This window comes from Roseofilum acuticapitatum BLCC-M154, assembly GCF_030068475.1.
GTDB lineage: Bacteria > Cyanobacteriota > Cyanobacteriia > Cyanobacteriales > Desertifilaceae > Roseofilum > Roseofilum acuticapitatum.
Genome location: NZ_JAQOSP010000041.1, coordinates 41588 through 65396, shown reverse-complemented (window position 1 = coordinate 65396; position 23809 = coordinate 41588). Strand labels below are relative to the sequence as shown.

19 protein-coding genes and 1 pseudogene are annotated in these 23809 nt (G+C 43.6%); 16 read left to right on the top strand and 4 right to left on the bottom strand.

The window, feature by feature from the left end; translation table 11 throughout:
* Nucleotides 1–93 precede the first annotated feature (93 nt).
* Both PMG71_RS06095 and PMG71_RS06090 read right to left on the bottom strand, forming a co-directional pair.
* Nucleotides 94–678 carry a peptidoglycan-binding protein gene (locus PMG71_RS06095; protein ID WP_283752765.1) on the bottom strand — a complete coding sequence of 195 codons (585 nt, stop codon included), beginning with the start codon at nucleotides 676–678 and terminating at the stop codon, nucleotides 94–96.
* A gap of 124 nt (nucleotides 679–802) precedes the next feature.
* On the bottom strand, nucleotides 803–2245 hold the full coding sequence (locus PMG71_RS06090) for a circularly permuted type 2 ATP-grasp protein (protein WP_283752764.1): 1443 nt from the start codon (nucleotides 2243–2245) through the stop codon (nucleotides 803–805).
* Between the two features lie 228 nt (nucleotides 2246–2473).
* Here PMG71_RS06090 and PMG71_RS06085 point away from each other — a divergent pair, with 228 nt between their 5' ends.
* The 5 genes and pseudogenes from PMG71_RS06085 (at nucleotide 2474) to PMG71_RS06070 (ending at nucleotide 7326) form a co-directional block, all read left to right on the top strand.
* Nucleotides 2474–3301, top strand: a complete 828-nt coding sequence (locus tag PMG71_RS06085; protein ID WP_347179212.1) for an ABC transporter permease — start codon at nucleotides 2474–2476, stop codon at nucleotides 3299–3301.
* A gap of 76 nt (nucleotides 3302–3377) precedes the next feature.
* Entirely contained in the window at nucleotides 3378–4790 is a 1413-nt protein-coding gene (locus tag PMG71_RS06080) for an ABC transporter ATP-binding protein (protein ID WP_347179209.1), read from the top strand.
* A gap of 286 nt (nucleotides 4791–5076) precedes the next feature.
* A pseudogene (locus PMG71_RS23840) lies at nucleotides 5077–5305 on the top strand (helix-turn-helix domain-containing protein); the annotation flags it as partial.
* Nucleotides 5306–5320: 15 nt separating this feature from the next.
* Nucleotides 5321–6637 carry a TMEM143 family protein gene (locus tag PMG71_RS06075; RefSeq protein ID WP_283752761.1) on the top strand — a complete coding sequence of 439 codons (1317 nt, stop codon included), beginning with the start codon at nucleotides 5321–5323 and terminating at the stop codon, nucleotides 6635–6637.
* A gap of 29 nt (nucleotides 6638–6666) precedes the next feature.
* Entirely contained in the window at nucleotides 6667–7326 is a 660-nt protein-coding gene (locus PMG71_RS06070; protein ID WP_283752760.1) for an ABC transporter ATP-binding protein, read from the top strand.
* Here the strand turns inward: PMG71_RS06070 and PMG71_RS06065 are convergent.
* Entirely contained in the window at nucleotides 7321–7683 is a 363-nt protein-coding gene (locus PMG71_RS06065) for a hypothetical protein (protein ID WP_283752759.1), read from the bottom strand. The genes PMG71_RS06070 and PMG71_RS06065 overlap by 6 nt on opposite strands.
* 83 nt (nucleotides 7684–7766) lie before the next feature.
* Here PMG71_RS06065 and PMG71_RS06060 point away from each other — a divergent pair, with 83 nt between their 5' ends.
* On the top strand, nucleotides 7767–8339 hold the full coding sequence (locus tag PMG71_RS06060) for a Uma2 family endonuclease (RefSeq protein WP_283752758.1): 573 nt from the start codon (nucleotides 7767–7769) through the stop codon (nucleotides 8337–8339).
* Nucleotides 8340–8413: 74 nt separating this feature from the next.
* Here PMG71_RS06060 and PMG71_RS06055 read toward each other — a convergent pair whose 3' ends face one another.
* Nucleotides 8414–9823, bottom strand: a complete 1410-nt coding sequence (locus PMG71_RS06055) for an NAD-dependent malic enzyme (RefSeq protein ID WP_283752757.1) — start codon at nucleotides 9821–9823, stop codon at nucleotides 8414–8416.
* Nucleotides 9824–9983: 160 nt separating this feature from the next.
* Between PMG71_RS06055 and PMG71_RS06050 the strand changes: the two genes are divergently transcribed.
* The 10 genes from PMG71_RS06050 to PMG71_RS06005 all read left to right on the top strand — a co-directional run bounded on the left by PMG71_RS06050 (nucleotide 9984) and on the right by PMG71_RS06005 (nucleotide 23637).
* Nucleotides 9984–10331: a XisI protein gene (locus PMG71_RS06050; RefSeq protein ID WP_283752756.1), complete on the top strand. Its 348-nt coding sequence runs from the start codon at nucleotides 9984–9986 to the stop codon at nucleotides 10329–10331.
* Between the two features lie 60 nt (nucleotides 10332–10391).
* Entirely contained in the window at nucleotides 10392–11054 is a 663-nt protein-coding gene (locus tag PMG71_RS06045) for a Uma2 family endonuclease (protein ID WP_283752755.1), read from the top strand.
* A 91-nt stretch (nucleotides 11055–11145) separates the two neighbouring features.
* Nucleotides 11146–14481, top strand: a complete 3336-nt coding sequence (locus tag PMG71_RS06040; protein ID WP_283752754.1) for a protein NO VEIN domain-containing protein — start codon at nucleotides 11146–11148, stop codon at nucleotides 14479–14481.
* Nucleotides 14482–14627: 146 nt separating this feature from the next.
* The gene (locus PMG71_RS06035) at nucleotides 14628–14834 is read left to right on the top strand and encodes a hypothetical protein (RefSeq protein ID WP_283752753.1); all 207 of its coding nucleotides are present in this window, start codon (nucleotides 14628–14630) and stop codon (nucleotides 14832–14834) included.
* Complete coding sequence (locus PMG71_RS06030) at nucleotides 14818–15273, top strand: type II toxin-antitoxin system VapC family toxin (RefSeq protein WP_283752752.1); 456 nt, start codon at nucleotides 14818–14820, stop codon at nucleotides 15271–15273. Before PMG71_RS06035 ends, PMG71_RS06030 begins: the two co-directional genes overlap by 17 nt.
* 72 nt (nucleotides 15274–15345) lie before the next feature.
* On the top strand, nucleotides 15346–17253 hold the full coding sequence (gene mnmG / locus PMG71_RS06025; RefSeq protein ID WP_283752751.1) for a tRNA uridine-5-carboxymethylaminomethyl(34) synthesis enzyme MnmG: 1908 nt from the start codon (nucleotides 15346–15348) through the stop codon (nucleotides 17251–17253).
* Nucleotides 17254–17439: 186 nt separating this feature from the next.
* Nucleotides 17440–19641 carry a histidine kinase dimerization/phosphoacceptor domain -containing protein gene (locus PMG71_RS06020; protein WP_283752750.1) on the top strand — a complete coding sequence of 734 codons (2202 nt, stop codon included), beginning with the start codon at nucleotides 17440–17442 and terminating at the stop codon, nucleotides 19639–19641.
* The gene (locus PMG71_RS06015) at nucleotides 19610–20728 is read left to right on the top strand and encodes a hybrid sensor histidine kinase/response regulator (RefSeq protein ID WP_283752749.1); all 1119 of its coding nucleotides are present in this window, start codon (nucleotides 19610–19612) and stop codon (nucleotides 20726–20728) included. The genes PMG71_RS06020 and PMG71_RS06015 overlap by 32 nt, the downstream gene beginning before the upstream one ends.
* On the top strand, nucleotides 20725–22491 hold the full coding sequence (locus tag PMG71_RS06010) for an EAL domain-containing response regulator (protein ID WP_283752748.1): 1767 nt from the start codon (nucleotides 20725–20727) through the stop codon (nucleotides 22489–22491). The genes PMG71_RS06015 and PMG71_RS06010 overlap by 4 nt, the downstream gene beginning before the upstream one ends.
* Before the next feature lie 51 nt (nucleotides 22492–22542).
* The gene (locus tag PMG71_RS06005; protein WP_283752747.1) at nucleotides 22543–23637 is read left to right on the top strand and encodes a hybrid sensor histidine kinase/response regulator; all 1095 of its coding nucleotides are present in this window, start codon (nucleotides 22543–22545) and stop codon (nucleotides 23635–23637) included.
* The last annotated feature ends 172 nt before the right edge of the window (nucleotides 23638–23809 follow it).

The following is a 23809-nucleotide window of genomic DNA, read 5'->3' as shown; positions in this document are numbered from 1 at the left end:
CTTATACTATCTTTAAAAAAGAGTATACAGAGCGATCGCTCCCACATTGATACCACAGGAGCGATCGCCATAGTCAATCAGCCAGCTTAGAAATTAAAGTGCCGCCAGATAGTCACCGGACACATATCCACCACCGGCAAGTTTCGCCCAACCACTATGGTCAAAGTATTCCACATAAACCCGTTGTCCATAGCCGAGTCCACCAATAACGGGAAACGATGTTCCTATCCCTGAACGGACATTTAAGCCACTTCCAGCTACCACCATATGGCTACCACCACCCATGTTGGGGTCACCACCACCCGCTTCTAAAGAAGCAAAGGTTTGAGACCCAGCAACACCATCTACGGCTAGACCCATATCGTACTGATAGCTTACTACTGCATCATAAGTAATATCACTATAGTAGCCTGTCGATCCTACCGTATAGGGAAAATAACCTGCACGTTTTAGTAAATCTTGCAGATAAACAACATCACTACCCCTAGACCCATAACTTAGATAGGCCATAGCATTTTCTGCTGCACTAAAAATCGACAGCGCCACACCTAAAGCCAGAACGCCTACAGCACTTTTAGCTAGGGATAAATTGATGACTTCAAAAGACCGTAATTCTGGAGCAGGGTTCGGATCTTCATAAGCCAGGGAAGCATGGGTCAATGCAAGTGATTCCATCATCGTTGTTATGTCATCAAAAACTCATTACTGTCAGCATACGAGATGATCTTGAGTTTCGCCAACTGAGGGTTAGCAATAATTCACGAAAATTCACTTATTGTTATATTCATGACATTCAACCTCGTTAAACCAGCTCATCTCGTAAAACCCAAGTATCTTTACTCCCCCCCCCTTGAGAAGAATTGACAACTAAAGAGCCTCGCTTGAGAGCAACTCGGGTTAAGCCTCCCGGCATTACAGAAATCTCCTCACCATAGAGAATATAGGGACGTAAATCCACATGACAGCCTTCAATATTGCCCTCTAAAAGCGTGGGAACCCTAGATAAACAGAGGGTGGGTTGGGCAATATATTTACGGGGATTGGCCTTTATCCGTTGGGCGAACTCTTCCCGTTGCTCGGCTGTAGAATTGGGGCCAACTAACATCCCATAACCTCCGGATTCATCGGCTGCTTTAACAACCAATTCCTCCAGATGGTTGAGGACATACTCTTGTTGTTTTGGCTCCCAACATAAATAAGTCGGAACATTGGCTAAAATTTGCTCTTCGCCCAAATAATAGCGAATCATTTCGGGAACATAAGAATAAATCACCTTATCATCAGCTACCCCAGTTCCGAGAGCATTAGCTAAGGCCACTCGTCCCGACTGATAGACTTCCATTAAACCGGGAACCCCTAATAAGGAATCGGGATTAAACACGGTTGGATCGATAAAGCTATCATCAATGCGACGATAAACCACATCCACCCGTTGCAGTCCCTTGGTGGTTCGCATTTGCAGGTAGCCATCAGCAATGACTAAATCCCGGCCTTCCACTAATTCCACTCCCATTTGCTGGGCTAAAAATGAATGTTCAAAATAAGCCGAGTTATAGACTCCAGGAGTTAATACGACTACTGTTGGTTCAGGGACATGGCTGGGGGCTAGGTTAAGTAAGGTATCGAGTAAACCCCCGGCATATTGATCGACCGGTTCAATATCCATCAAGCTAAAGACTTGAGGAAAGGTACTTTTCATGACCCGGCGATTTTCTAGGACATAGGAAACGCCGGAAGGACAGCGCAAATTGTCTTCTAAAACGTACCATTTTCCGTCTTTATCGCGCACCAAGTCGGTTCCAGTAATATGACACCAGACTCCTTTGGGGGGTTTGAGTCCCATACAGGGTTTGAGAAAGCCGGTGGCCGAGTGAATTAATTCTTCGGGAATGACTTTATCTTTAATGATTTTTTGCTGGTCATAAATGTCGGCAATAAATAAATTCAGGGCTTCAATCCGTTGTTTGAGTCCCTGTTGTAGGGTTTTCCACTCGTGAGATAAGACGACACGGGGAATGAGATCGAAGGGAAAAATCCGCTCGGTTCCTTCTTCTGCACCATAGACATTAAAGGTTACTCCCAGCTTGAAGAGTCCAATCTGGGCAGCTTGTTGGCGTTGGTGAAGGTGTTCGCGAGAGAGATGATTTAAGTGGTCTATAAGGGGTTTGCATTCGGGCCGGGGATTACCGTCGGGGCCGAAGAGTTCATCGTAGAAGTCCCCTGGATTGTAGGAATCAAAGTTCACACTAATGGATAAAATTCGAGTGAGTTGAACACTTTATGATATAGAGATGGGATAGACTAGATTGCTGTAACCGAGACTACGATTTTACAAAACTTTGGGTAAAGACACCGTTGCACGCTAGTCGGGGAGAGTGTCAGAATTTGAGAGCCATACTCTCTGGAGTCTGGGATTGCGCTATTGTTGAGTGGTGAGAGAGGACACATTTTGTTGAGGGCAAATAAGGGAGGAATAGGGTTAGAGGCGATCGCCAAATCTTGGGGAAAACGTCAATGGTTGCTGCAAGCTAATTTACTCAAAAGCTTAGTTCACCGGGATTTAGCAGCCCGTTACCAGGGTTCGGTACTGGGAAATTTGTGGCCGTTGCTCAATCAACTCTCCCAATTGCTGATTTACACCTATGTGTTTTCGATTGTGCTGAAGGTGAAGCTCAATCTTCAGGGCATGGCGGCCAACAACCTCACATTTGGGTTATGGTTATTTGCGGGACTGCTGCCCTGGACTGCTTTTATGACGGGTTTGCTTCAGTCCTCGAATGCGGTGATTAGTCAACCGAATTTAGTGAAGAAAGTGGTCTTTCCCCTGGGTTTGTTGCCCCTTGTGCCGGTTCTGAGCGCCTTTATTGAAAGTTCTATGGGGTTAATTGCCCTAATTGTTTTAACGGGCTTAATTACCCAGACGCTGCATCCGACGCTGTTATTATTGCCCTTGGCTTGGTTACCCCAGTTATTGCTCACGGCCGGTTTGGGGTATTTGGTCTCGGCCTTAACGGTTTTTTTGCGCGATATTCCCCAAAGTTTGGCGGTGATTACCAATTTGTGGTTTTATATGACTCCGATTGTGTATCCGGTGAGCATTATTCCTGAACCTTGGCGACAGTTGGTGTTTTGGCTTAATCCTTTGGCGGCTATTTCGGAAACTTATCGGGATTTGATCTTAGTGGGGCAGATGCAACATTGGGGAGAATGGATGAGTGCTTTGGGCGTTTCTCTGGTACTGTTGTCAGGGGGTTTATGGGTCTATCGACGACTGCGCCCTGCGTTTGCTGATGTGATCTAGGGGAGGGACGGATGGTTATTGGTGATAGAGTGTCGGGTTGGTTGACGATCGCACGGACTAAAGATATTGTGTTTCCATGAGTGAAATGGTGATTTCACTAAAAGGTGTTTCTAAGTCGTTTAAGCGATATGCCCATCCGGGCGATCGCCTCAAAGAGCTATTGCTACCCGGAAAAACAAGGGGGCAGGAGTTTTGGGCGCTGCATGATATTGATTTGGAAATTCCCCAAGGGCAAACTCTGGGCATTGTCGGGCGTAATGGTTCGGGAAAAAGTACCCTGCTGCAAATTATTGCCGCCACCTTGACTCCGACGACGGGGGAAGTTCAGGTCAATGGTCGCTTATCGGCGCTGTTGGAGTTGGGTAGTGGATTTAATCCGGAATTTACCGGTCGGCAGAATGTGTTTTTTAATGGTCAGTTGTTGGGCTTAACTAAGGATGAAATTCAGACTAAGTTTGATTCCATTGTTGCCTTTGCCGATATTGGTGAATTTATTGAGCAGCCAGTAAAAACTTATTCTAGTGGGATGTTTGTGCGCTTGGCGTTTGCAGTGGCAACGAGTGTGGAGCCGGATATTTTGGTAGTCGATGAAGCTTTATCCGTGGGAGATGAAGCGTTTCAGCGCAAGTGTTTTGCTCGAATTCAGGAAATTAGCGATCGCGGCGGTACAGTGTTATTTGTATCTCATGCTGCTTCGTCGGTTGTGGAATTATGCGATCGAGCCATTCTCATGGACAAAGGTGAAATTATCCTCAACAATAAACCGAAATTTGTTGTTTCTAAATATCAAGAACTGATCTACGCTCCCTCAGACAAAAGCCACATCCTGCGCGAAGAACTGAAAAAATCCCATCAACAGCAAAGCCTTCAAACTCCAGAAAAAGCACAAACAAACGGTCAATCTTCCCCTCTTCAAGACTCCAACTCTTCCCCATCCATACCCACATTAGGAGACTACTACGATCCCCATCTTAACCCCGAACATACCCTTTCCTACACCACCAGAGGCGCAGAAATTCTTGACCCTCATATTGAAACCCTCTCCGGTCGAGTGGTCAATCATCTGATTCGCAGACAATCCTACATTTACACCTTCCAAGTCCGCTTTTCCAAAATGGCTCAAAACGTGCGCTTTGGCATGTTAATTAAAACCATCAGTGGACTAGAATTAGGTGGAGCCTCTGTCAGCCCTTCTTTCCATAAAATTGCTCACTTTGAACCCAATCAAGTGATTACCGTTCAATTTTCCTTTGAATGCTTCCTTCATCCTGGAGTTTATTTCCTCAATGCCGGAGTTTCCGGAATAGTCGATGAAGAATTTATTTATCTAGCTCGTTGTATTGATGCGGCTATGTTTCGGGTTAATCCCGATGAAGCTGTTTGCGGCAATGGCACAGTTGATTTCAAGATTGATCCTAAGTTAACCTTTGAAAGCCAATACACAGACAATCCAGGTTATAAACTGGAAGTTCTAGATGATAAGAGCTGATTTTTTTAAATCCCTACAGACTACCGTTCTTCTACATCGGCGTTGGTAGCGTAGGCATTGAGCAATTACTCTCCTATTTAGACCCAGAACATCGGGTTTACCGTTTTCGGGCGATCGCACCACCATTTAGGAGACGCTCTCGCTGAAGTGGACAAAATTATATCATAGTCACACAAACCCAGTGAACTTTAAGGCTTGAAATACTGTTTCTTTCCTTGCGTAAATGGGTTGCCATTTCCGGTAGACCAAGCTAGAATAAATTTACAAACCAATTCTAGCACAAGCAATGAAAGCGAGATATCAAAACAGTTTCTATCCAACCGACCAACAGCGACAGAGCCTAGCTCAGTTGTTTGGCTGTGTTCGGGTCGTGTGGAACGACGCTTTAGCTTCTCGTTGTGTCCGATAAATACCCTGGGTACAACAAACTTTCTGCAATGTTGACTCAGGTAAAGAAGAGTGAGACTAGAAGCTGGCTGTCTGGTGTTTCATCCGTTCCGTTGCAGCAATCTCTAATGATTCTCTGACCTATGGCTCATTATAGCGATCGCGAAGCCCATATTCCCTTTGACCGCCATCATCTGATTGAATTATGTCTCAGAGATGGAAAGCTGTCCAAAGGCGATCGGGATAAATTTCGCCAATTTTGTCAGCTTTTATCCGCCTATTACCATTTTCACTTCCATTCAATTTTAGAAGATCTCAAACACTATTATACCCCCTTTAATCCTTATGAAACTCTCTCCGAGTTTCAGGGATTTACCTCTAGGGAGCAGCAGCAGATGGAAGCTGATTTCTTTAACCATTTTGAGCAAGTTCTAGAACGGGCTAATTATTTTCCCCTTTCCCAAGAGACTCTCGAACAAGCCTTTAATCAACAATCCCTGATTGAACTGAACACTGATGTTGATTTCAACGACTTCGATCGAATTCTATTCTACTGTCAGGGAGATATTTATGAACTGATTACCCGTAGAAAGTGGTTTCGCAGTATTGAGGAGAAACTGGACATCTTTGAGCGAGTAGTTATCGCCATGAAATTCAAAGATAACTCCTATTTCGCAGGTCATAAAGCTCTCAATTTTAGTCCGGGAAAAATTTACCTCTTTTATTATCAAAATGTTCCTAAATTTGATTTAGAATTTCTCTTTCCCAATGTCAAAGTCAGCATGACTTGGAAAGACCGATTGATCTTAATTGCCTCAGCGATTGGTGCAGCCGTTCCTCTGGTTATCAAGGTTTTGCCCCAAATTGTAATTATTGTTGGTATCATCCTATTTTTCACCGGCACTCTACCGGGAATGGAAGAGCTGAAAGCGAATGAAGAAGAGGTACGGAATTTAACTCCAGTTTTGCTCACGACCCTCTCTCTTTTGCTCACTCTGGGGGGATTTGCATTTAAGCAATATAGTAGCTACAAAACTAAGAGACTCAAATTTCAGAAAAAAGTAACTGATACCCTATTTTTTAAGAATTTAGCCAATAATACCACTGTTTTTCATACTCTCATCGATGCCGCAGAGGAAGAAGAATGTAAAGAGATTATTTTGGTCTACTATCATCTGCTTACCAGTGGCAAACCCATGACTCCAGAAGACTTAGACGATCGTATTGAGTCCTGGATGGAAACGACTTGGAATCGTCGCATTGATTTTGACATTAATGGCCCCCTAAATAATTTATATCATATTCGCGGAAGATTAAACACTATGCAGGGAAAACCCCAATCCGATGTTCCTTTACTCAGCTATGATGAGTGGGGAAAGTGCCAAGTTAAATCCTTAGATGATTCCTTAGAGATCGTAGATTATTTATGGGATAATGCCTTTCGCTATAGCCAAAGCTAGGTCGTTGGTGAGGAATAGGCAATAGACATATGAATAGCAATACTTGTTTATCGGTTCATCAAATTGGGCGCAGAATTCAAGGAAAATGGCTCTGGAGGAACTTAACTTTTAGCCTAAACCCAGGATCTCGTCTGGGTTTAGTGGGAGCATCTGGAAAAGGGAAAACTCTATTATTACGCGCTCTCGCAGGATTAGATCCTCTGGATGAGGGTCGTATTTTATGGTCAAAAGAGCTAGGAAAAAACTGTAATCTGAACCCAAATTTGTTACCCTATTATCGTTCCCAAGCCATTTATATTCATCAACAACCGAGTCTATTTGAAGGTACAGTTGAAGAAAATTTACAGATTGTTTATAGCCTAGGAATTCATCAAAGTAAAACCTATAACCTAGAGGATGTTCAAATCTTGCTCACCCAACTCAATCGCTCTTCAGATTTTCTGCAAAAGTCAGCGATGAATCTATCTGGAGGAGAGCGGCAAATTCTGAGTTTAATTCGCGCTCTACAATTGCATCCGATGATTTTGTTTTTAGATGAACCTACGGCATCTCTCGACCCAAAAACGACAGAACAAGTAGAAGAGTTAATCGATCGTTGGATGGGGGACAATTCTTATCGATGTTGTATTTGGACAAGTCACGATCGTCAGCAAATGGAGCGGGTAACGAGCGATCGCCTAGAATTATAGGAACTCATTCATGTGGCTCATGGCTTCTTTTAAGGCTTGGGTTAGGTTAATAGCTGTCATGGGGCGATCGCCATCACTGCTGACCATAATGATACTGCGGGTTCTATTGTCGATCGCCTCACAGTCAATAGCCACGGAGACGGTGGGACTGACGGCTAACACGCGGTTAGCATTGATATTTAAGACGGGAACCTCCGTAGAGGCGATCGCCTGTTCTGCTTTCTGCAAACAAGCCGGAACCGACAGATTTAACCATAATTTTTCATAGTATAGGGTTGGCCCTGCCCAAGCCACAAAGGGATAGCTCAGAATAAGGGTGCTAAAGGTAGTACCGATCCAATGGGAAAGAGTTTTCATGGTTATCTGGGCGTTACAGTTTCGGGAATAGGAAATTAGATAGCGATATAATATTAACGTCAGTTTTGGTTAAGAATGGGTTTATGAGTCCTTTGATATTACATTTAGATACCGTTAACCTCAGTGATGATCAATTTTATCACTTATGTCAAAATAACCGCGAGTTAAACTTTGAACGAAATGCTAGAGGAGAACTCATTATTATGCCCCCCGTAGGAGGTGATAGCGGAAAGCGAGAAGCAGATTTAATCACTGATTTGGGGATTTGGAATCGGCAAACTAACCTGGGTTATACCTTCAGTTCTTCTACGATCTTTAAGTTACCCAATGGTGCAGATCGTTCTCCAGATGCGGCTTGGATTCGCCGGGAACGGTATTTAGCCTTAACGCCAGAACAGCGACGGAAATTTCCGCCCATTGCGCCCGATTTTGCGATTGAATTAAGGTCAGCAACGGATAGTTTAGAACAGTTGCGTACCAAAATGAGGGAATATATGGATGCGGGTGTACAATTGGCATGGTTGATTAATCCCCAACAGCAACAAGTCGAAATTTATCGGCCACAAAAAGAAGTAGAAGTACGAAATTTACCTACAGAATTATCTGGCGAGTCCATATTACCCGGATTTAGTTTGAATCTGGATCTGTTTGATTAATTTCGTTCTTGACTTCTTTTAAGGAATGGGGAATAGGCAAAAGTTGATCTTCCCCATTCCCATCACCTACTCTTTTAACATTGGGCAACCCCTTCGGCCCGGGCAGCTTGTTGCACTGCCGCAGATACGGCAGGAGCAACACGAGGATCGAACACGGAGGGAATGATATTATGGGGGCCTAAGTCCATGGGACTGACTAAAGAGGCGATCGCTGCTGCTGCTTCAATACACATTTTGCGTGTAATCGTGCGGGAGCGGCAATCTAAAGCACCTCGGAATATCCCAGGGAAGGCTAAGACATTATTGATCTGATTGGGATAATCACTGCGTCCAGTGGCCATAACTGCGACGAGATCGGTGACTAGCTCTGGTTGAATTTCGGGAATGGGGTTAGCCATGGCAAAGACGATCGGATCTTTGGCCATGGTACTGACCATTTCTGGAGTTAACACCCCTGGCACGCTCACGCCAACAAACACATCGGTGTTTTTCATGGCATCAGCTAAAGAGCCAGATTCATCTACTGCAAATTCTTGTTTAGCGGCATTCAGGTCAGAGCGTTGTTTAGAAAGAATGCCTTTGGAGTCACACATGACGATATGTTTTGCGCCTGCTTCTTGCAACAAATGGGCGATCGCCACCCCAGCGGCCCCGGCCCCATTAATCACAATTCGTACCTTGTCTAGGCTCTTTTTAACCCATTTCAGGGCATTATAGAGGGCAGCTTGAGTTACGATCGCCGTTCCATGTTGGTCATCATGGAAAATGGGAATATCTAGCTCTTCCTTAAGACGGCGCTCAATTTCAAAGCATCGGGGAGCGCTAATATCTTCCAAATTCACGCCCCCAAATACGGGAGCCATGCGTTTAACGGTGGCAATAATTTCTTCGGTATCCTGGGTATCTAGACAGACGGGAAAGGCATCGAGACCGCCAAAATCCTTAAATAGCATGGCTTTCCCTTCCATAACTGGCAGAGCGCCCAAGGGGCCGAGATTGCCCAATCCCAAAACTGCGCTACCATCGGTGACAATGGCAATAGTGTTGCTTTTGATGGTTAAATCAAAGGCTTTTTGGGGATTTTCGGCGATCGCCTTACAAATCCGACCCACCCCAGGAGTGTAAGCCATCGCCAAGTCAGATTGACCTTTAATGGCAATTTTGCTATTAATGGTAATCTTACCGCCCTTATGCAGGTCAAAGGTTTGGTCGGAGACTTCCAATACGTCAATGTCTGGCAAGGCTTTAATCCCTTGGACAATCTCCTCGGCTTGTTCGGTTGAGGCAGCGTCTACGGTGATTTCCCGCAGGGTAAAATCTAGGGTACGCTGCAAAAGGTTAATTTCTCCTAAACTACCGCCAACCGATGCGATCGCACCAGTAACCGTTGCGAGAGCGCCCGCACGATTATGGAGTTTAACCCGAATTTTGACGCTAAAACTAGAGCTAGGATTGAGTTTAGCGGATTGAGATGGCTCAGTCATGAATGTCCTCGAATGTAAAAGATCGCTTCAGTGATTAGTGTTAACCAGATTGGTTCTGGCGATCGTCATTTAGAATACCTTATAATATTATTAGTTTAGTGATTTACGCAAAATCCGTTAAGCTTCTTGTTTACAATATTGAATTGGAGCAAATTGCCCTATGGAAGAACTGAGCGATAAATTAACCCACTATCAACAAATCGTTCAGCAATTGCTAATCGATTACGCAAAAGTCAAGCCAGCTTATGGTGAAATTGAAGTGCTGACTATTTTTGACACCCAGCGAAATCATTATCAAATTGTTTATCTCGGTTGGCTCAATAAGCGCTGGGTACATCATTGTGTGATGCATATGGATATTCGCAATGAAAAAATCTGGATTTTTGCTAACTCAACCGAGCATGATATGGCAGCCGATTTAGTTGACTTGGGTGTACCTAAACAGGATATCGTTTTTGGTTTTTTCCCTCCAATTATGCGAGAAATGACTGATTATGCTGTCGGCTGACCCATTGACAGGATGAAAAAAATCTTTCAGTGTAAGCTTATGAGTCCAAGGAGACTGAGAATGGCAAGTAAAACTTTGGCTCCCATACAAGAGCAAGTTTCCTCAGAAAATCGCATCATTTTACGCAATGTAAGCTGGTCAACCTATCAGGCACTGATGGCAGATGTGGGCGAGGATCGGGGGTGGAGAATTGCTTATCAGGAAGGAGTATTAGAACTGAGGATGCCATTACAACAGCATGAAGTCCCTAATCGACTAATAGCCCGTTTTATTCATGCGATCGCGGATGAATTAGAAATTGAGGTGATGGATGTTGGTTCATTGCTCTTAGAACGGGAAGATTTAAGTCGTGCTATTGAACCTGATACGTGCTTTTATATTCAGAATGAAGCTTTAGTCAGAAGTAAAAATATTGAACTGCCTAACGATCCACCTCCAGATTTGGCAATTGAGTCAGATTACACTCGCTCATCCCTGAAGAAATTTACGATTTATGCAGCGTTGGGAGTGCCGGAACTGTGGAGATATACGAAGGAAACCCTACAAGTTTATCAACTGATCGATGGGGAATATAAACGGTCAGATAAAAGTCTAGCTTTCCCCTTTTTACCTTTGGATGAAATACCCGGTTTCATTGAGCAAAGTAAAGAAGTTGGTCAGCGTTTGGCGGTGAGATCGTTTCGGGAGAGAATCCGAGAAATTTTAGAGAGTCAGCCAACATAAGGTTTAGATCCAAGGTTTTTCGGGAGTAGGGGGCGATCGCAGTCAAGCTAGAGTATGATACAATAAGCGATACTCACATATCAGGGAAAACATGGGTATCCGACAGCAGGCAGAAGAGGCGAGGAAAAAAGCCTACCAGAAAGTGATCGCGACTAAACTCCTCGATGGGATCGATCAGCTTTTTAACCGAGCATCTTCTAAGCGACGGTGGATTTGGGAACTGCTCCAAAATGCTAAAGATGTAGCCAATGAGCAAGTTAAGGTGGAAATCATCTTGACTCCGGAGTATGTAGAGTTTCGACACAATGGTAATCCCTTTTCTATTGAAAATATTACTTACTTAATTGAACAGGTTTCTAGTAAAGAGCGCAAACGGGAAGAACATCAAACGCCTAAAACTACAGGAAAATTTGGCACAGGCTTCATGACGACTCACTTACTCTCGCGTAAGGTTGAAGTCAGTGGAGTGTTGCAAAATCAGGACGATCAAACCTTGATTTACAAGCCATTTAAGATTCTTCTCGATCGCAGTGCAACCGACTTAGACGAAATGATCCAAAACGTAGATGATGCGTTTGCGCTCTTTGAAGATATCGATAGCGATCGCTCCTATCCTCCCATCGAGAACTATCAACCCAATCAAACCTGTGATACCTGCTTTCGCTATGTATTAGATGAAGCTGGCTTTAAGGTAGCTCAAGTTGGGATTCAGGACTTGCATCATGCGATCGCCTATGCACTGGCTTTTATCCCTACCATTACTTCCGTCACCCTATGCGATCGAACGCAAGATATCACCTACAGCTACACCACCCTAGAGCGTCATCAAATCCATAACCTATCAATCGTCACCATTGTGCAACAAAAGGGGGATTCAGAACAACACCAACAAACCATTGCTTGCTTATCCAATTCTCAGGAAACCCTTACCCTTGCAATTGCAGTTGAACCACGAGAAAATCATCTCTATTCCATCCAAGAAATTGCCGACGAAATCCCAACCCTCTTCTGTGAATTTCCCCTCATTGGTTCAGAAACTTTTCCCTATCCTGTCGTCATCAATAGTCCCTTATTCAATCCCACCGAACCCAGAGATAGCATCTTACTCAATCCTGATAATCCCATCAAAACCCCTCAGAATAAAGAAATTTTAGAAGAAGCAAACGCTCTTTATGCTGAATTACTCCATTTAGTCTCCTCCAATTGGCATCAAGTTCACCTATTAGCAAAACTAAAAGAGGGTGCTAAACTGCCAGAAAATATTGACCAACCATGGTACAACAGGCAAATTCTAGATAACTTAGTCGTTCAACTGAGTAATACAACCTTAGTCGATACCGTTGCCGGAGGAAGAATTCCCCTTAAAGAAGCCCTAATTCCCAGTTACAAAAACCGATCCAAAGTCCAACAGTTTGCTCAGTTAGCCTCTGAGTTTTATCCTGAATATTTACCCCAAGCCGATCAGATTTTAGATTGGCACGACATTCTTAAATCAGTCTTGGGTCAAAAATTCCCAGAGGATATCAAATATACGTTTGAGAACTTGTTAGAAGATATTCATCGGCTCAAAACCGTTGAAGCACTCGCAGAACATCTGGATCAGAGTATTGAACAAACACTGCAATGGCTGAATTCTGTACTTCACTTTGTTCGAGATCATCATGATAAATTCCTGAGAAAATACTGTCTTCTCCCGAATCAAAAGGGGATATTAATCAACAATGAAGGGTGCTACCTTGACGATCGCATTCCAGAAGAACTGAAAGATGTGATGGAAATGCTGAGTTTACCCTGTCGAGAAATTCTCTTAGATCGGAGAATTACAGGGTTTGAAAATCACATTGATCAGAAGGCAGTTAAAAATATTTCTGATGAAATTAATGCTTGTATTAAAGTTGCGAAAAAGGAAGAAGATGCTTCAGAGTATTGGAACTTGAGTCGCCCCATCTATCATTTAATTAGCTATTTCCCTACCTCCGAGCCTCAAACCTCTATCAAACATCAGATTTGGGAATTTTCCCATGATTTTTATCCTGGAGAAATTCCCGATAAAAAACACTTAGAGAATATGGGGTCTTTTTCCTGGAGTCTCGTTCATGAATGGATTTTTAGCTCTATTGCTGCTGATATTAAAAACCAAGAAACGCTTGATAGTTTAGTGCAATATTTTGACTGGGAGCAAGATCGGGTGATTGCATGGCTAGATCAATTTTGCTGTTTTCTTTATCAACAAGATCAATCCATCTTTGAAGAGCATTGCCTTTTGCCTAATCAATGCGGTAAATTGATGCAGAAAGAAGATCTCAAGAAAGATGAGAATATCCCAGAAGAGTTAAAAGAAGCCCTAGAAATGCTCACGTCTGACTATTGGAATGATTTTCTGTTGGATAAACGATTCGTTAATGCTGAAAATCTCTTTCATAAGCAAGAAGAGATCAAAACGATTAAAGATATTGCTAGAGAGATTGACGAAGCGCTAGAAAATTGGGAGAGAGAAGATAAAGTTGGAGATCCTAAGTTTACTCGAATAATCACGAAATTACTTGAATGGTCTAATCATTACTCAGATCCGTATATTGAAGATATATTTCGCTATTTTTATAAAAACAGAGCCAATCTATTACTGAAAACTGTGAACGATCCAGAAGTCAGTACCGGTATTTTTAAGATTCTCAATCACCAGGATAAACTTTCGGCTTTAAGTCGCTTGGCAGAAAATCCAGAGGTTTCTGAGCAAGATCTAGACTATTTTGCCCAAAATACGCAGCAATTTAAAGACTTTCAAGCGGTGAGACAGGAAATGACCGATCGGGAGTTTGAGAGCTTTAATCGTTTAGTGCAAGAGGTTACGTTAGAGGAAGTGACTGAGTTAATTGAAAGTAAGGAAAAATTATCGGTAGTTAATCTTTTACAAGATGCGGCAGAAATCGGCAATGATTCTAGCTTAGTGTTTGCCTTGCATGAATTGGGAATTTATGAGGCTGTCGTTCATCTCTTTGCTCCACCGAAAAAGGTGCAATTTTCAGACCCATTCAGTTTTATTCAGATTCAAGATTTATCCCCAGTCAGTATCAGTTACTATAAACAAAATCTTGCTGAAATTGGTCGGGAAGGGGAAGAATTTTTATATCATCGGTTGGTGGAAAAATTTGGTGAAGATCGTGTTCATTGGCTTAACCAAGAGCGAGAACAACGCCAACCCTATGATTTTGTAATTCTGGATGAACAGGGTGCAGAATTTTTGTATATTGACGCAAAAACAACAGTTACAGATGAATCTCAGTGCGATCGCATCCCATTTTACGTCAGTCGCGCTGAGTGGGACTGTTCCGAACACACAGATCACTATTATTTGGCTCGTATATTTGGTCTTCGCACTTCCCAACCCAAAATCAAGTTTCTTCAGGTTGTCAGATTGCTACAATAAAAGTCTATGTTTTCCGTTCAACCGCAGTGCCATGACTCTTGTAGACTTAGTATTAGAGGAGATTTAAGCACCCAAGAAACCCACTTTCTGACCCTGAGCGCCAAAATTAGCTAAAATGTCAACAACCCCTAGAACCCAACTCAAAAATGACTCAAACTATTGATATCACTGGACTCACCCCAGGACAAATCGAGCAAATTTCTCTGATGATAGAAACCTTTAAAACGCGAAATCAACAGCAGAAGCAATTAACCCCAGAAAATTCCTCAGAATCAGACCTAAATTCCTTGTTTTTTGCCAGCGAAATTCTCCAGCCCTTTAATCGGACGATGCTTTATGGCAACAGAAGCTAAACGAATTTATCTGGACACGAATATACTCGCTTATGTTGCTAATCTCAAAGCTCCTCAACATCAAGCCGCCTTAGAAATATTTAGACCTACCGACCGGGAAATTTTGTGTGTTTCATCTCAGGTTTTAGCAGAATTTTACTCCTATATTACTAATCCGGCTATTTTAGCCACCCCTTTACAGCCAACAGAAGCAATTATCCGCATTAAACGGATTTGTCAGATGCCCCATATCTGCTTGCTGTCAACTCCGGTGGATCTCTTTGAGAGTTGGATCACTTTATTGGAAGAACGTCCTGTCACCAATGGAGGAGTCTTTGATTTACTTCATATTGCCATTATGTTAGCCCATAAAATTAGCACAATTTATACTTTTAATACCAAGGATTTTGCTTGGTGTTCTCAAATTGAGGCGATCGATCCGAGCAAGTTGATATCTTAACGAAAATCAAGTTTCTTCAGGTTGTCAGATTGCTACAATAAAAGTCTATGTTTTCCGTTCAACCGCAACGCCATGACTTCCGTAGACTTCCAAGATGAATTTGATATCGTTGTTGTCGGTGCAGGCCATTCCGGGTGCGAAGCAGCCCTCGCCTCGGCCCGCCTTGGATGTCGCACCCTGCTGCTGACGCTGAATTTGGATAAAATTGCCTGGCAACCCTGTAACCCGGCTGTGGGAGGCCCGGCTAAGTCCCAATTGACCCATGAGGTGGATGCGTTGGGGGGAGAAATTGGTAAAATGAGCGATCGCACGTATCTCCAGAAACGCATCCTCAATGCCTCACGGGGCCCCGCAGTCTGGGCCCTACGCGCTCAAACCGATAAGCGCGAATACGCTGCGGTCATGAAAACCATCGTCGAAACCCAAGAAAACCTGGTCTTGCGCGAAGGCATGGTTACCGACTTGGTACTGGGAAACAACGATGAAATTATTGGTGTAGAAACCTACTTTGGAGTCGCCTTCAGATGTCGCGCCGTCATTCTCACCACCGGAACCTTCCTCGGTGGTAAAATTTGGGTCGGTAAAAAATCCATGGATGCCGGACGAGCTGGAGAATTTCCCGCCGTGGGACTCACGGAAACCCTGAACCGCTTAGGGTTTGAAACCGGACGGCTGAAAACCGGAACCCCTGCGCGGGTGGATAAGCGCTCCGTGGACTATGGCAAAATGGAGCGGCAACCCGGAGAAGATGAAGCCGGTTGGTTTAGTTTTGACCCGGAACTGTGGATTACACGGGAACAGATGGACTGTCATATTACCCGCACTACCGCCGAAACCCATCAACTCATTCGTGATAACTTGCACCTTTCCCCCGTCTATGGCGGATGGGTAGATGCCAAAGGGCCGCGCTATTGTCCCAGTATTGAGGATAAAATTGTTCGCTTTGCCGACAAGGACTCCCATCAGATCTTTATTGAACCCGAAGGCCGCACCATTCCGGAGTTATATATCCAAGGATTTTCTACGGGTTTACCGGAAACGTTGCAATTGAGGATGTTACGCTCTTTACCCGGCTTAGAAAACTGTGTGATGTTGCGTCCAGCCTATGCGGTGGAATATGACTATTTACCCGCCACCCAATGTTATCCCACATTGATGACGAAGAAGGTAGAAGGCTTGTTTTGCGCGGGACAAATTAATGGCACAACCGGTTATGAAGAAGCAGCCGCTCAAGGATTAGTAGCCGGAATTAATGCCGTGCGCTTAGTACGCGGACAAGAGCCGATTATTTTTGCCCGCGAACAAAGTTATCTGGGGACATTAATTGATGATTTGTGTACCAAAGAACTGCGCGAACCCTATCGGATGCTCACTTCCCGTTCAGAATATCGTCTGCTGTTGCGCTCTGATAATGCCGATCAACGGTTAACACCTTTGGGCCGAGAAATTGGCCTAATTGATGACCGACGCTGGAGCCTTTTCACCCAGAAACAAGAGAAGATTATCGCCGAAAAAGAACGGCTGTATGAAACTCGTGTCAAAGAACTCGATCCCGTAGGCAAGCAGATTGTCGCCGATACCGGGCAAAAAATCAAGGGGTCGATTACCCTGGCGGATTTATTGCGCCGTCCCCGCTTTCATTATGCTGATTTAGAGCGCTATGAATTGGGCAATCCAGAGTTAGCCTTGGAGGAAAAACAAGGGGCAGAGATTGAAATTAAATATTCGGGTTATATCCAACGCCAACAAAATCAGATCGACCAAATTAACCGTCATGCCAATCAGAAGTTGCCGGAGAGTTTGGATTATTTCCAAATTGAAACTCTGTCGATGGAAGCGCGGGAAAAGTTAGACCAGGTGCGTCCATTGACGGTGGGTCAAGCTTCTCGAATTGGTGGGGTTAATCCTGCCGATATGAATGCGTTGTTGATTTATTTAGAGGTACAAAATCGTCTGGGTAAATTAACTCTGAACCATTAATCTTGATGGGGTGATGGCTCATGGCTAAGAAGGGTCTCTCTTCTGTCCCAAGTCCATGTCCTGTCATCCCCTCATGCTGCGATCGGCGATCGCCCATCGATCCAACTGCGGTAGAATAATAATCATGCAATCCAAATGTCCAAACCCCTATAGAAATTATTACAATATCAGTAGTCTGGAGGGATAATGGTCTCAAAAGATGAGACATTAGCTGAGTTTCATCAGCGTTATGCCATAGAATTGAATGCCTATATTCAGGGAAAAGCCACTCATCCAGAGGATACCCAGTCCTGTGAAACCTTAGCAACAGGTCAGAAAAATGGCTTGCTTGTTCCTACCCTTCCCATATCTGCCAATATCTTTTTAGGACAATTGGCTTTAGCTTCCGGTATCAGTGTAGTAGATGTGGTGCATGGCCATCAGCTTGCCTGTGCTAACTTAGGGGAGGACAATCGGGAGGAACAAGAGGAGTTTTTACGGTTAGTCTTATCGGCCTATGAGAGATCGCAACGCTTAAACGCTCGCCAAGGCCTGTTTAACCGCTTACCCGATATTCTGTATTCCATCGACACTGAATATTATCTGAAACGGTGGAACTCAGCTCTAGAAAAAGTTACCGGTTTAAACCCAACGCGCTTAATACATCAATCGGTTTTAAATCTCTTTCCTCCTGAAGAGCAACCGATGATGCGGGAACATATCCAAAAAGCTTTTCAAGACGGACAACATGAAATTGATACCCTGCTGCTCACTCGTGCGGGGCCCATTCCCTACCGCATCAAAGGGATGGTGATGAAAAATGATGATGGAGAAGTGGTTGGTCAAGTTTGCCTGGGTAATAGCTTAACTGAAACTACCCTCAATATTGAAGCGCTGCGAGATTCAGAAGAGCGGTTTCGCCATTTGGTAGAAAATCTCAATGAAGTCTTTTGGCTCATGGACATCGAGAGCCAAGCAATGATTTATGTCAGTCCATCCTATGAAAAAGTGTGGGGCGAATCCTGTGATAGTTTATATGAAAACCCCCAATCCTGGTTAAGGATGATTCATCCTCAAGAAGGCGATCGCATTCAAGTCACCTTACCCGCTCAACGTCACGGCCCCTGGGAACAGGAATACCGCATCTTACACCCCAGTGGTGTCACTCGTTGGATTCGTACCCGATGTTTCCCCGTGCGTCATCCGTCTGGCGATCGCGTCTATCGTTTAGCCTCCATTTCCGAAGACATCACCGAACGCAAACAAACCGAAGTCGCTTTAGAGCGCTCGATTTCCCTGCTGCAAGCCACATTAGACTCTACGGCTGATGGCATTTTAGTCTTAAATCCAGAAGGAGATATCCTCAATTTTAATCAACAATATGTGCAAATGTGGCGCATTCCTCCAGAGATCTTATCCTCTAGAGACTCCCAGTTAGTTAATGCCTTCTTACTCGATCAAGTCCGCTATCCAGAAGACTTTATCAACTTGATCAATCAAGATTATCAAGACCCCACAGAAATTCACCAAAATCTCATTGAACTCATTGACGATCGCGTAATTGAACTGGTCTCTAGACCCTATGAACTCAGTGGTCAGATTCGCGGTCGAGTTCATTGTTTTAGTGATGTCACCAGCCAGCGAAAAGCCGCCGAATCCCTAGAATCTTTGAATGAAGATTTAGAGTCTAGAGTAAAAAAAAGAACGGCTCAATTACGGCATCTCAACGAAAAACTTCAGTCATCCGTCCAAGAAAAAGAAACCTTACTGAAAGAACTGCACCACCGCGTCAAAAACAACTTACAAGTCATTGCCAGTCTCCTAAGATTACAATCGAGTTATGTGCAAAATCCCCAAGATCGAGAACTCTTCAAAGATAGTGAAAATCGCGTTCGATCCATGAGTTTGATTCATGAAAAACTCTATCGTTCCCAAGAGATGGGAGAAGTAGATGCTCAAGATTATATTTATACAGTAGTCAACAATCTAGTCAGTTCCTATGGCATATCATCAGAACGAATTAAAATAGACTTTAGCCTACAATCAATTGCCTTAGATGTAGATACAGCAATTCCTTGTGGATTAATAGTCAATGAATTAGTATCTAACTGTTTTAAGTATGCTTTTTTAGGACGATCTACTGGAACTATCGAAGTTTATTTTATACAGGAATCTCCTAGGGAAATCAGATTTGGTGTTGAAGACAACGGTCGAGGATTACCCCAAGATTTTGATCTAGAACAAATCAATTCTTTGGGATTACAATTAGTCCAAAATCTAGTCGAGCAACTTGAAGGAGACTTAAATATCATAGGGAATCAAGGAACCCAAATTCAGGTTACTTTTCCTTGGGTTCATAATCAAAAGGCAGATCAAAATGATGAATTCAATCAAAATATTAGTAGTTGAAGATGAGCGAATCATTGCGATGGATATCCGCAATAGCTTAATGCGGATGGGATATGAAGTGTTAGGGATAGTCAGCTCCGGAGAAAAAGCCTTAGAAAAAGTTCAAAAAGTTAAGCCAGATTTGGTATTAATGGATATTGTTCTCAAAGGAGATATGGATGGCATAGAAGCAGGGGAGAAAATTTTGCACGAGTTTAATATACCCGTAGTTTACTTAACCTCTCATACCGATCCCAGTACCCTAGAGAGAGCGACAAAAACGAATCCTTTTGGCTATGTAGTTAAACCCTTTGAAGAAAGGGACTTACATACCACATTAGAAATCGCCTTATCTCGCGCTCAAGTAGAAGCGGAAATGACCAAAAATCTATTGAGAGAACGGGAATTACTGGAATTAAGATCTCGGTTTGTGACAATGGTTTCCCATGAATTTCGTACTCCCTTAGCAACCATTCTCTTTTCTACGGGTTTATTAGAAAAATATAGTTATAAATGGACAGAAGACAAAAAACAAGTGCATTTTGAACGAATTAAGTCAGGTGTCCAGCGCATGACTCAGATTCTAGAAGATATTTTAGTGATTGGTAAAGTTGAGTCTGACCAAGTAAAAGTACAACCTGAATGGATGGATATTCAACATCTATGTACCCACACGATCGCGAAAATCAAAGCATCTCCTAAAACCAAGGTAGAAATTGAGTTAAAAACGGATGCTTTAGAAACTCATCAAGTTTATTTAGACCCAGAATTAATGGATCATATTGCTTATAATTTACTCTCGAATGCAGTCAAATACTCGCCATCGGGTTCCCGTGTAGTTGTGGAGCTATATAATGATCCTCAAAAGTTAATCTTAAAAGTGGTAGATCGGGGCATGGGGATTAGTTCATCGGAAAAAGAACACTTGTTTGAGTCTTTCTATCGGGGTAATGCGGTGGAAAATATTCCCGGAACGGGGTTAGGATTAGCAATTGTTAAGCGGGCTATCGATTTACAGCAGGGAGAGATTACAGTAGAAAGTGAGGTGGGAGTGGGTAGCACATTCACTGTGGTTTTACCGTTAAACTTATCTGTAAATAACTTATGACAAAAATTCTAGTCATTGAAGATGATGAAGCCATTCGGGAAAACTTGCTCGAATTGCTCGAATCAGAGGGATATGAAGCTCTGGGTGCAGAAAATGGTCGAGAGGGGTTGAAGATTGCCCAAAATGCCATACCGGATTTGATTTTATGTGATGTGATGATGCCGGAGTTAACGGGTTATGCCGTATTAACGACGCTACAGGAGAATCCAATGCTCTCCCATATTCCGTTTATTTTCTTGACGGCAAAAAGCGATCGCCTGGATTTTCGTTATGGCATGGAGCTAGGGGCGGATGATTACTTGATGAAACCCTGTCTCCCCAATGAAATTCTGCGAGCAGTGGCAGCACGGTTGGATAAACAAGCGAGCCTCAATGCCCACTATCTGCAAGAACTACAACGCCAAGCTTCAGAAGATTTGCTCACCCATCTGCCGAACCGTACCCGTTTACGGGATCTTTTCCAAACCTTGGTGGAAAACAGCTCTACCTTGGTGGTGGGACAAGAACAACTCATCCCAGTATTATGTATTGGTTTAGACCGTTTTGATCGGATTAATGACACTCTGGGCTATGATATCGGCGATCGCCTCCTGCAAGCTGTAGCTCAATCCATTGGCGAAATCCTCAAAGCCCACTCACCCCTTCTCGCTCGCCTCAGTGATGACGTATTTGTAGCCATTTTAGGAGAACAGATCGCCCGCCATGAAGTCATGGAACAGATGGAAACCCTGATCGCAGAACTCTCTAAACCCTTCAACATTAACGGTGAAAATCTAGCCATTACCGCCAGTATCGGCATTACCTATTATCCCAGGGACGGCCAAGACATCGATCCCCTCATTCAAAATGCCAGTCGCGCCCTTAATCAAGCCAGGGAACGGGGAGGTAATAAATATCAATTCTATATTCCCACATTCTATGTCGGTTCAGGCGATCGCCTAAACCTAGAAGCCAGCTTGCGATATGCCCTAGATCGCCAAGAACTACAAGTTCATTATCAACCCCAAGTCAGCCTACAAACCGGCAAAGTCATCGGCGCAGAAGCCCTCATTCGCTGGCAACATCCAGAACGGGGATGGGTATCTCCCGCTAAATTTATCCCCATCGCCGAACAAACCGGATTAATTGATACCATTGGTAAATGGGTACTCGTGCAAGCCTGCGAACAAGCCAAACGCTGGCAACAATTCAACCCCGATTTTCAAATGAGCGTCAACTTATCCCCTCGTCAACTCACTCAACTTCCCCTGCATCAATGGCTTTTAGATGCTTTGATTTCAATTGGGTATATTCCCTCGACCCTAGAATTAGAGTTAACTGAAACTGCCTTAGTTGAACAAAAACAAGAAGCCTTAAAAATCTTAAATTCCCTTAAGTCCATTGGTGTTAAACTAGCCTTAGATGATTTTGGTACTGGATACTCCTCCCTAGAATACCTCAAGGATTTTCCTTTTGATATCTTAAAAATAGACCGTTGTTTTATTAAGAAAATTGAACATAGTACGAAACAACAATCCCTCGTATCTGCCATTATCAAAATGGCACAAGCCTTAGACTTGAAAGTAGTGGCTGAAGGAGTGGAGACGGAAGGCGAAGTGCGATTTTTACAGGCTCAGAACTGTGAAATCATTCAGGGCTATTATTTCAGTAAGCCTCTCGCTCAGGAGGATTTTGAAGAACAAATCCTGAACACCCAAAAACAACTGCCTAAGATGCTCCTGGCTAATCGGGGTAAAGATTGGGAGAAATACATCAAAAATTAAGGTTAAACTAGAAAAAACACTGAGTATGTAAGACTTGAGGAGACGATAGGGATGGTTAAAGTATTAGTCATTGAAGACGAAGAACTGATTCGAGAAAATATTCTCGATCTCTTAGAAGCAGAGGATTTTGAAGGACTAGGAGCAGAAAATGGCCGCATTGGGGTAGAAATCGCTAAAACTGAAATCCCGGATCTGATTCTCTGTGATGTAATGATGCCTCAATTAGATGGTTATGGGGTATTAGAGCAATTGCGCTCCGACCCAAAAACGGCGATGATTCCCTTTATTTTTTTAACAGCGAAAGCAGAAAAAAACGATCTCCGCTCTGGTATGGAGTTAGGAGCAGATGATTATTTAACCAAACCCTGTTTACCGGATGAATTGCTCAAAGCGATTAATACCCGTTTAGATAAACAAGCCCGGATTAAACAAGCTTCTCAGGGACAATTGGATGAGCTACGGCAGAGCATTACGCGATCGCTTCCCCATGAATTACGCACTCCCCTCAATGGAATTATGGGATTTGCGGAACTGATGATTTATGAAGCAGAAGACTTAAAACCAGAAGAGATCCGCGAGATGGCCGAGCAAATTCTGGTATCGGGAAAAAGATTACACCGTTTAATTCAGAATTTTCTCTTATATGCTGATTTGGAATTAGCCAGCAAAAACAGCGATCGCATCAATCAATGGCGCTCCCAATCCACTGAATCAATTCGCGATACCGTCGAAGAAGCAATCGGCATAACTGCCGACCAATGGCAGCGTTTAAGCGATCTGAAATATCAATTAGAAGATGCTCCCGTCCAGATCGAAGTCACTCAACTGCATAAACTGGTACAAGAAGTCATCGAGAATGCCTTCAAATTCTCCCCAAATGGAACCCCAGTACAGGTAACGACAAAGGTCAAAGATCGCTCCGTCATCTTAACTATTATCAACTCCGGACGGGGGATGAGTCCAGAACAAATCGAGCAAGTAGGAGCCTATATGCAATTTAATCGTAAGCTTCACGAACAACAGGGTTCAGGCTTAGGTTTGGCGATCGCCAAACGGATAGCCCAAATCCATCAAGGAGATTTAACCATTGCCAGTGTACCCGATGGAGAAACCACCATCACCATTACCTTACCCGTGAGTAATTAGGCGCTCTCATATCAAGTCCAGTTTCCGCAAGCGGACATGAAAAAACTAGCGGGCAAGATGCCCGCACTCCCTCAATCTGAGTGATATTACTGGAGTGGGAGCATCTTGCTCCCTACATTCCCCCATCCCCCCATCCCCTCATCCCTACATCCCCCCATCCCCCCATCCCCTC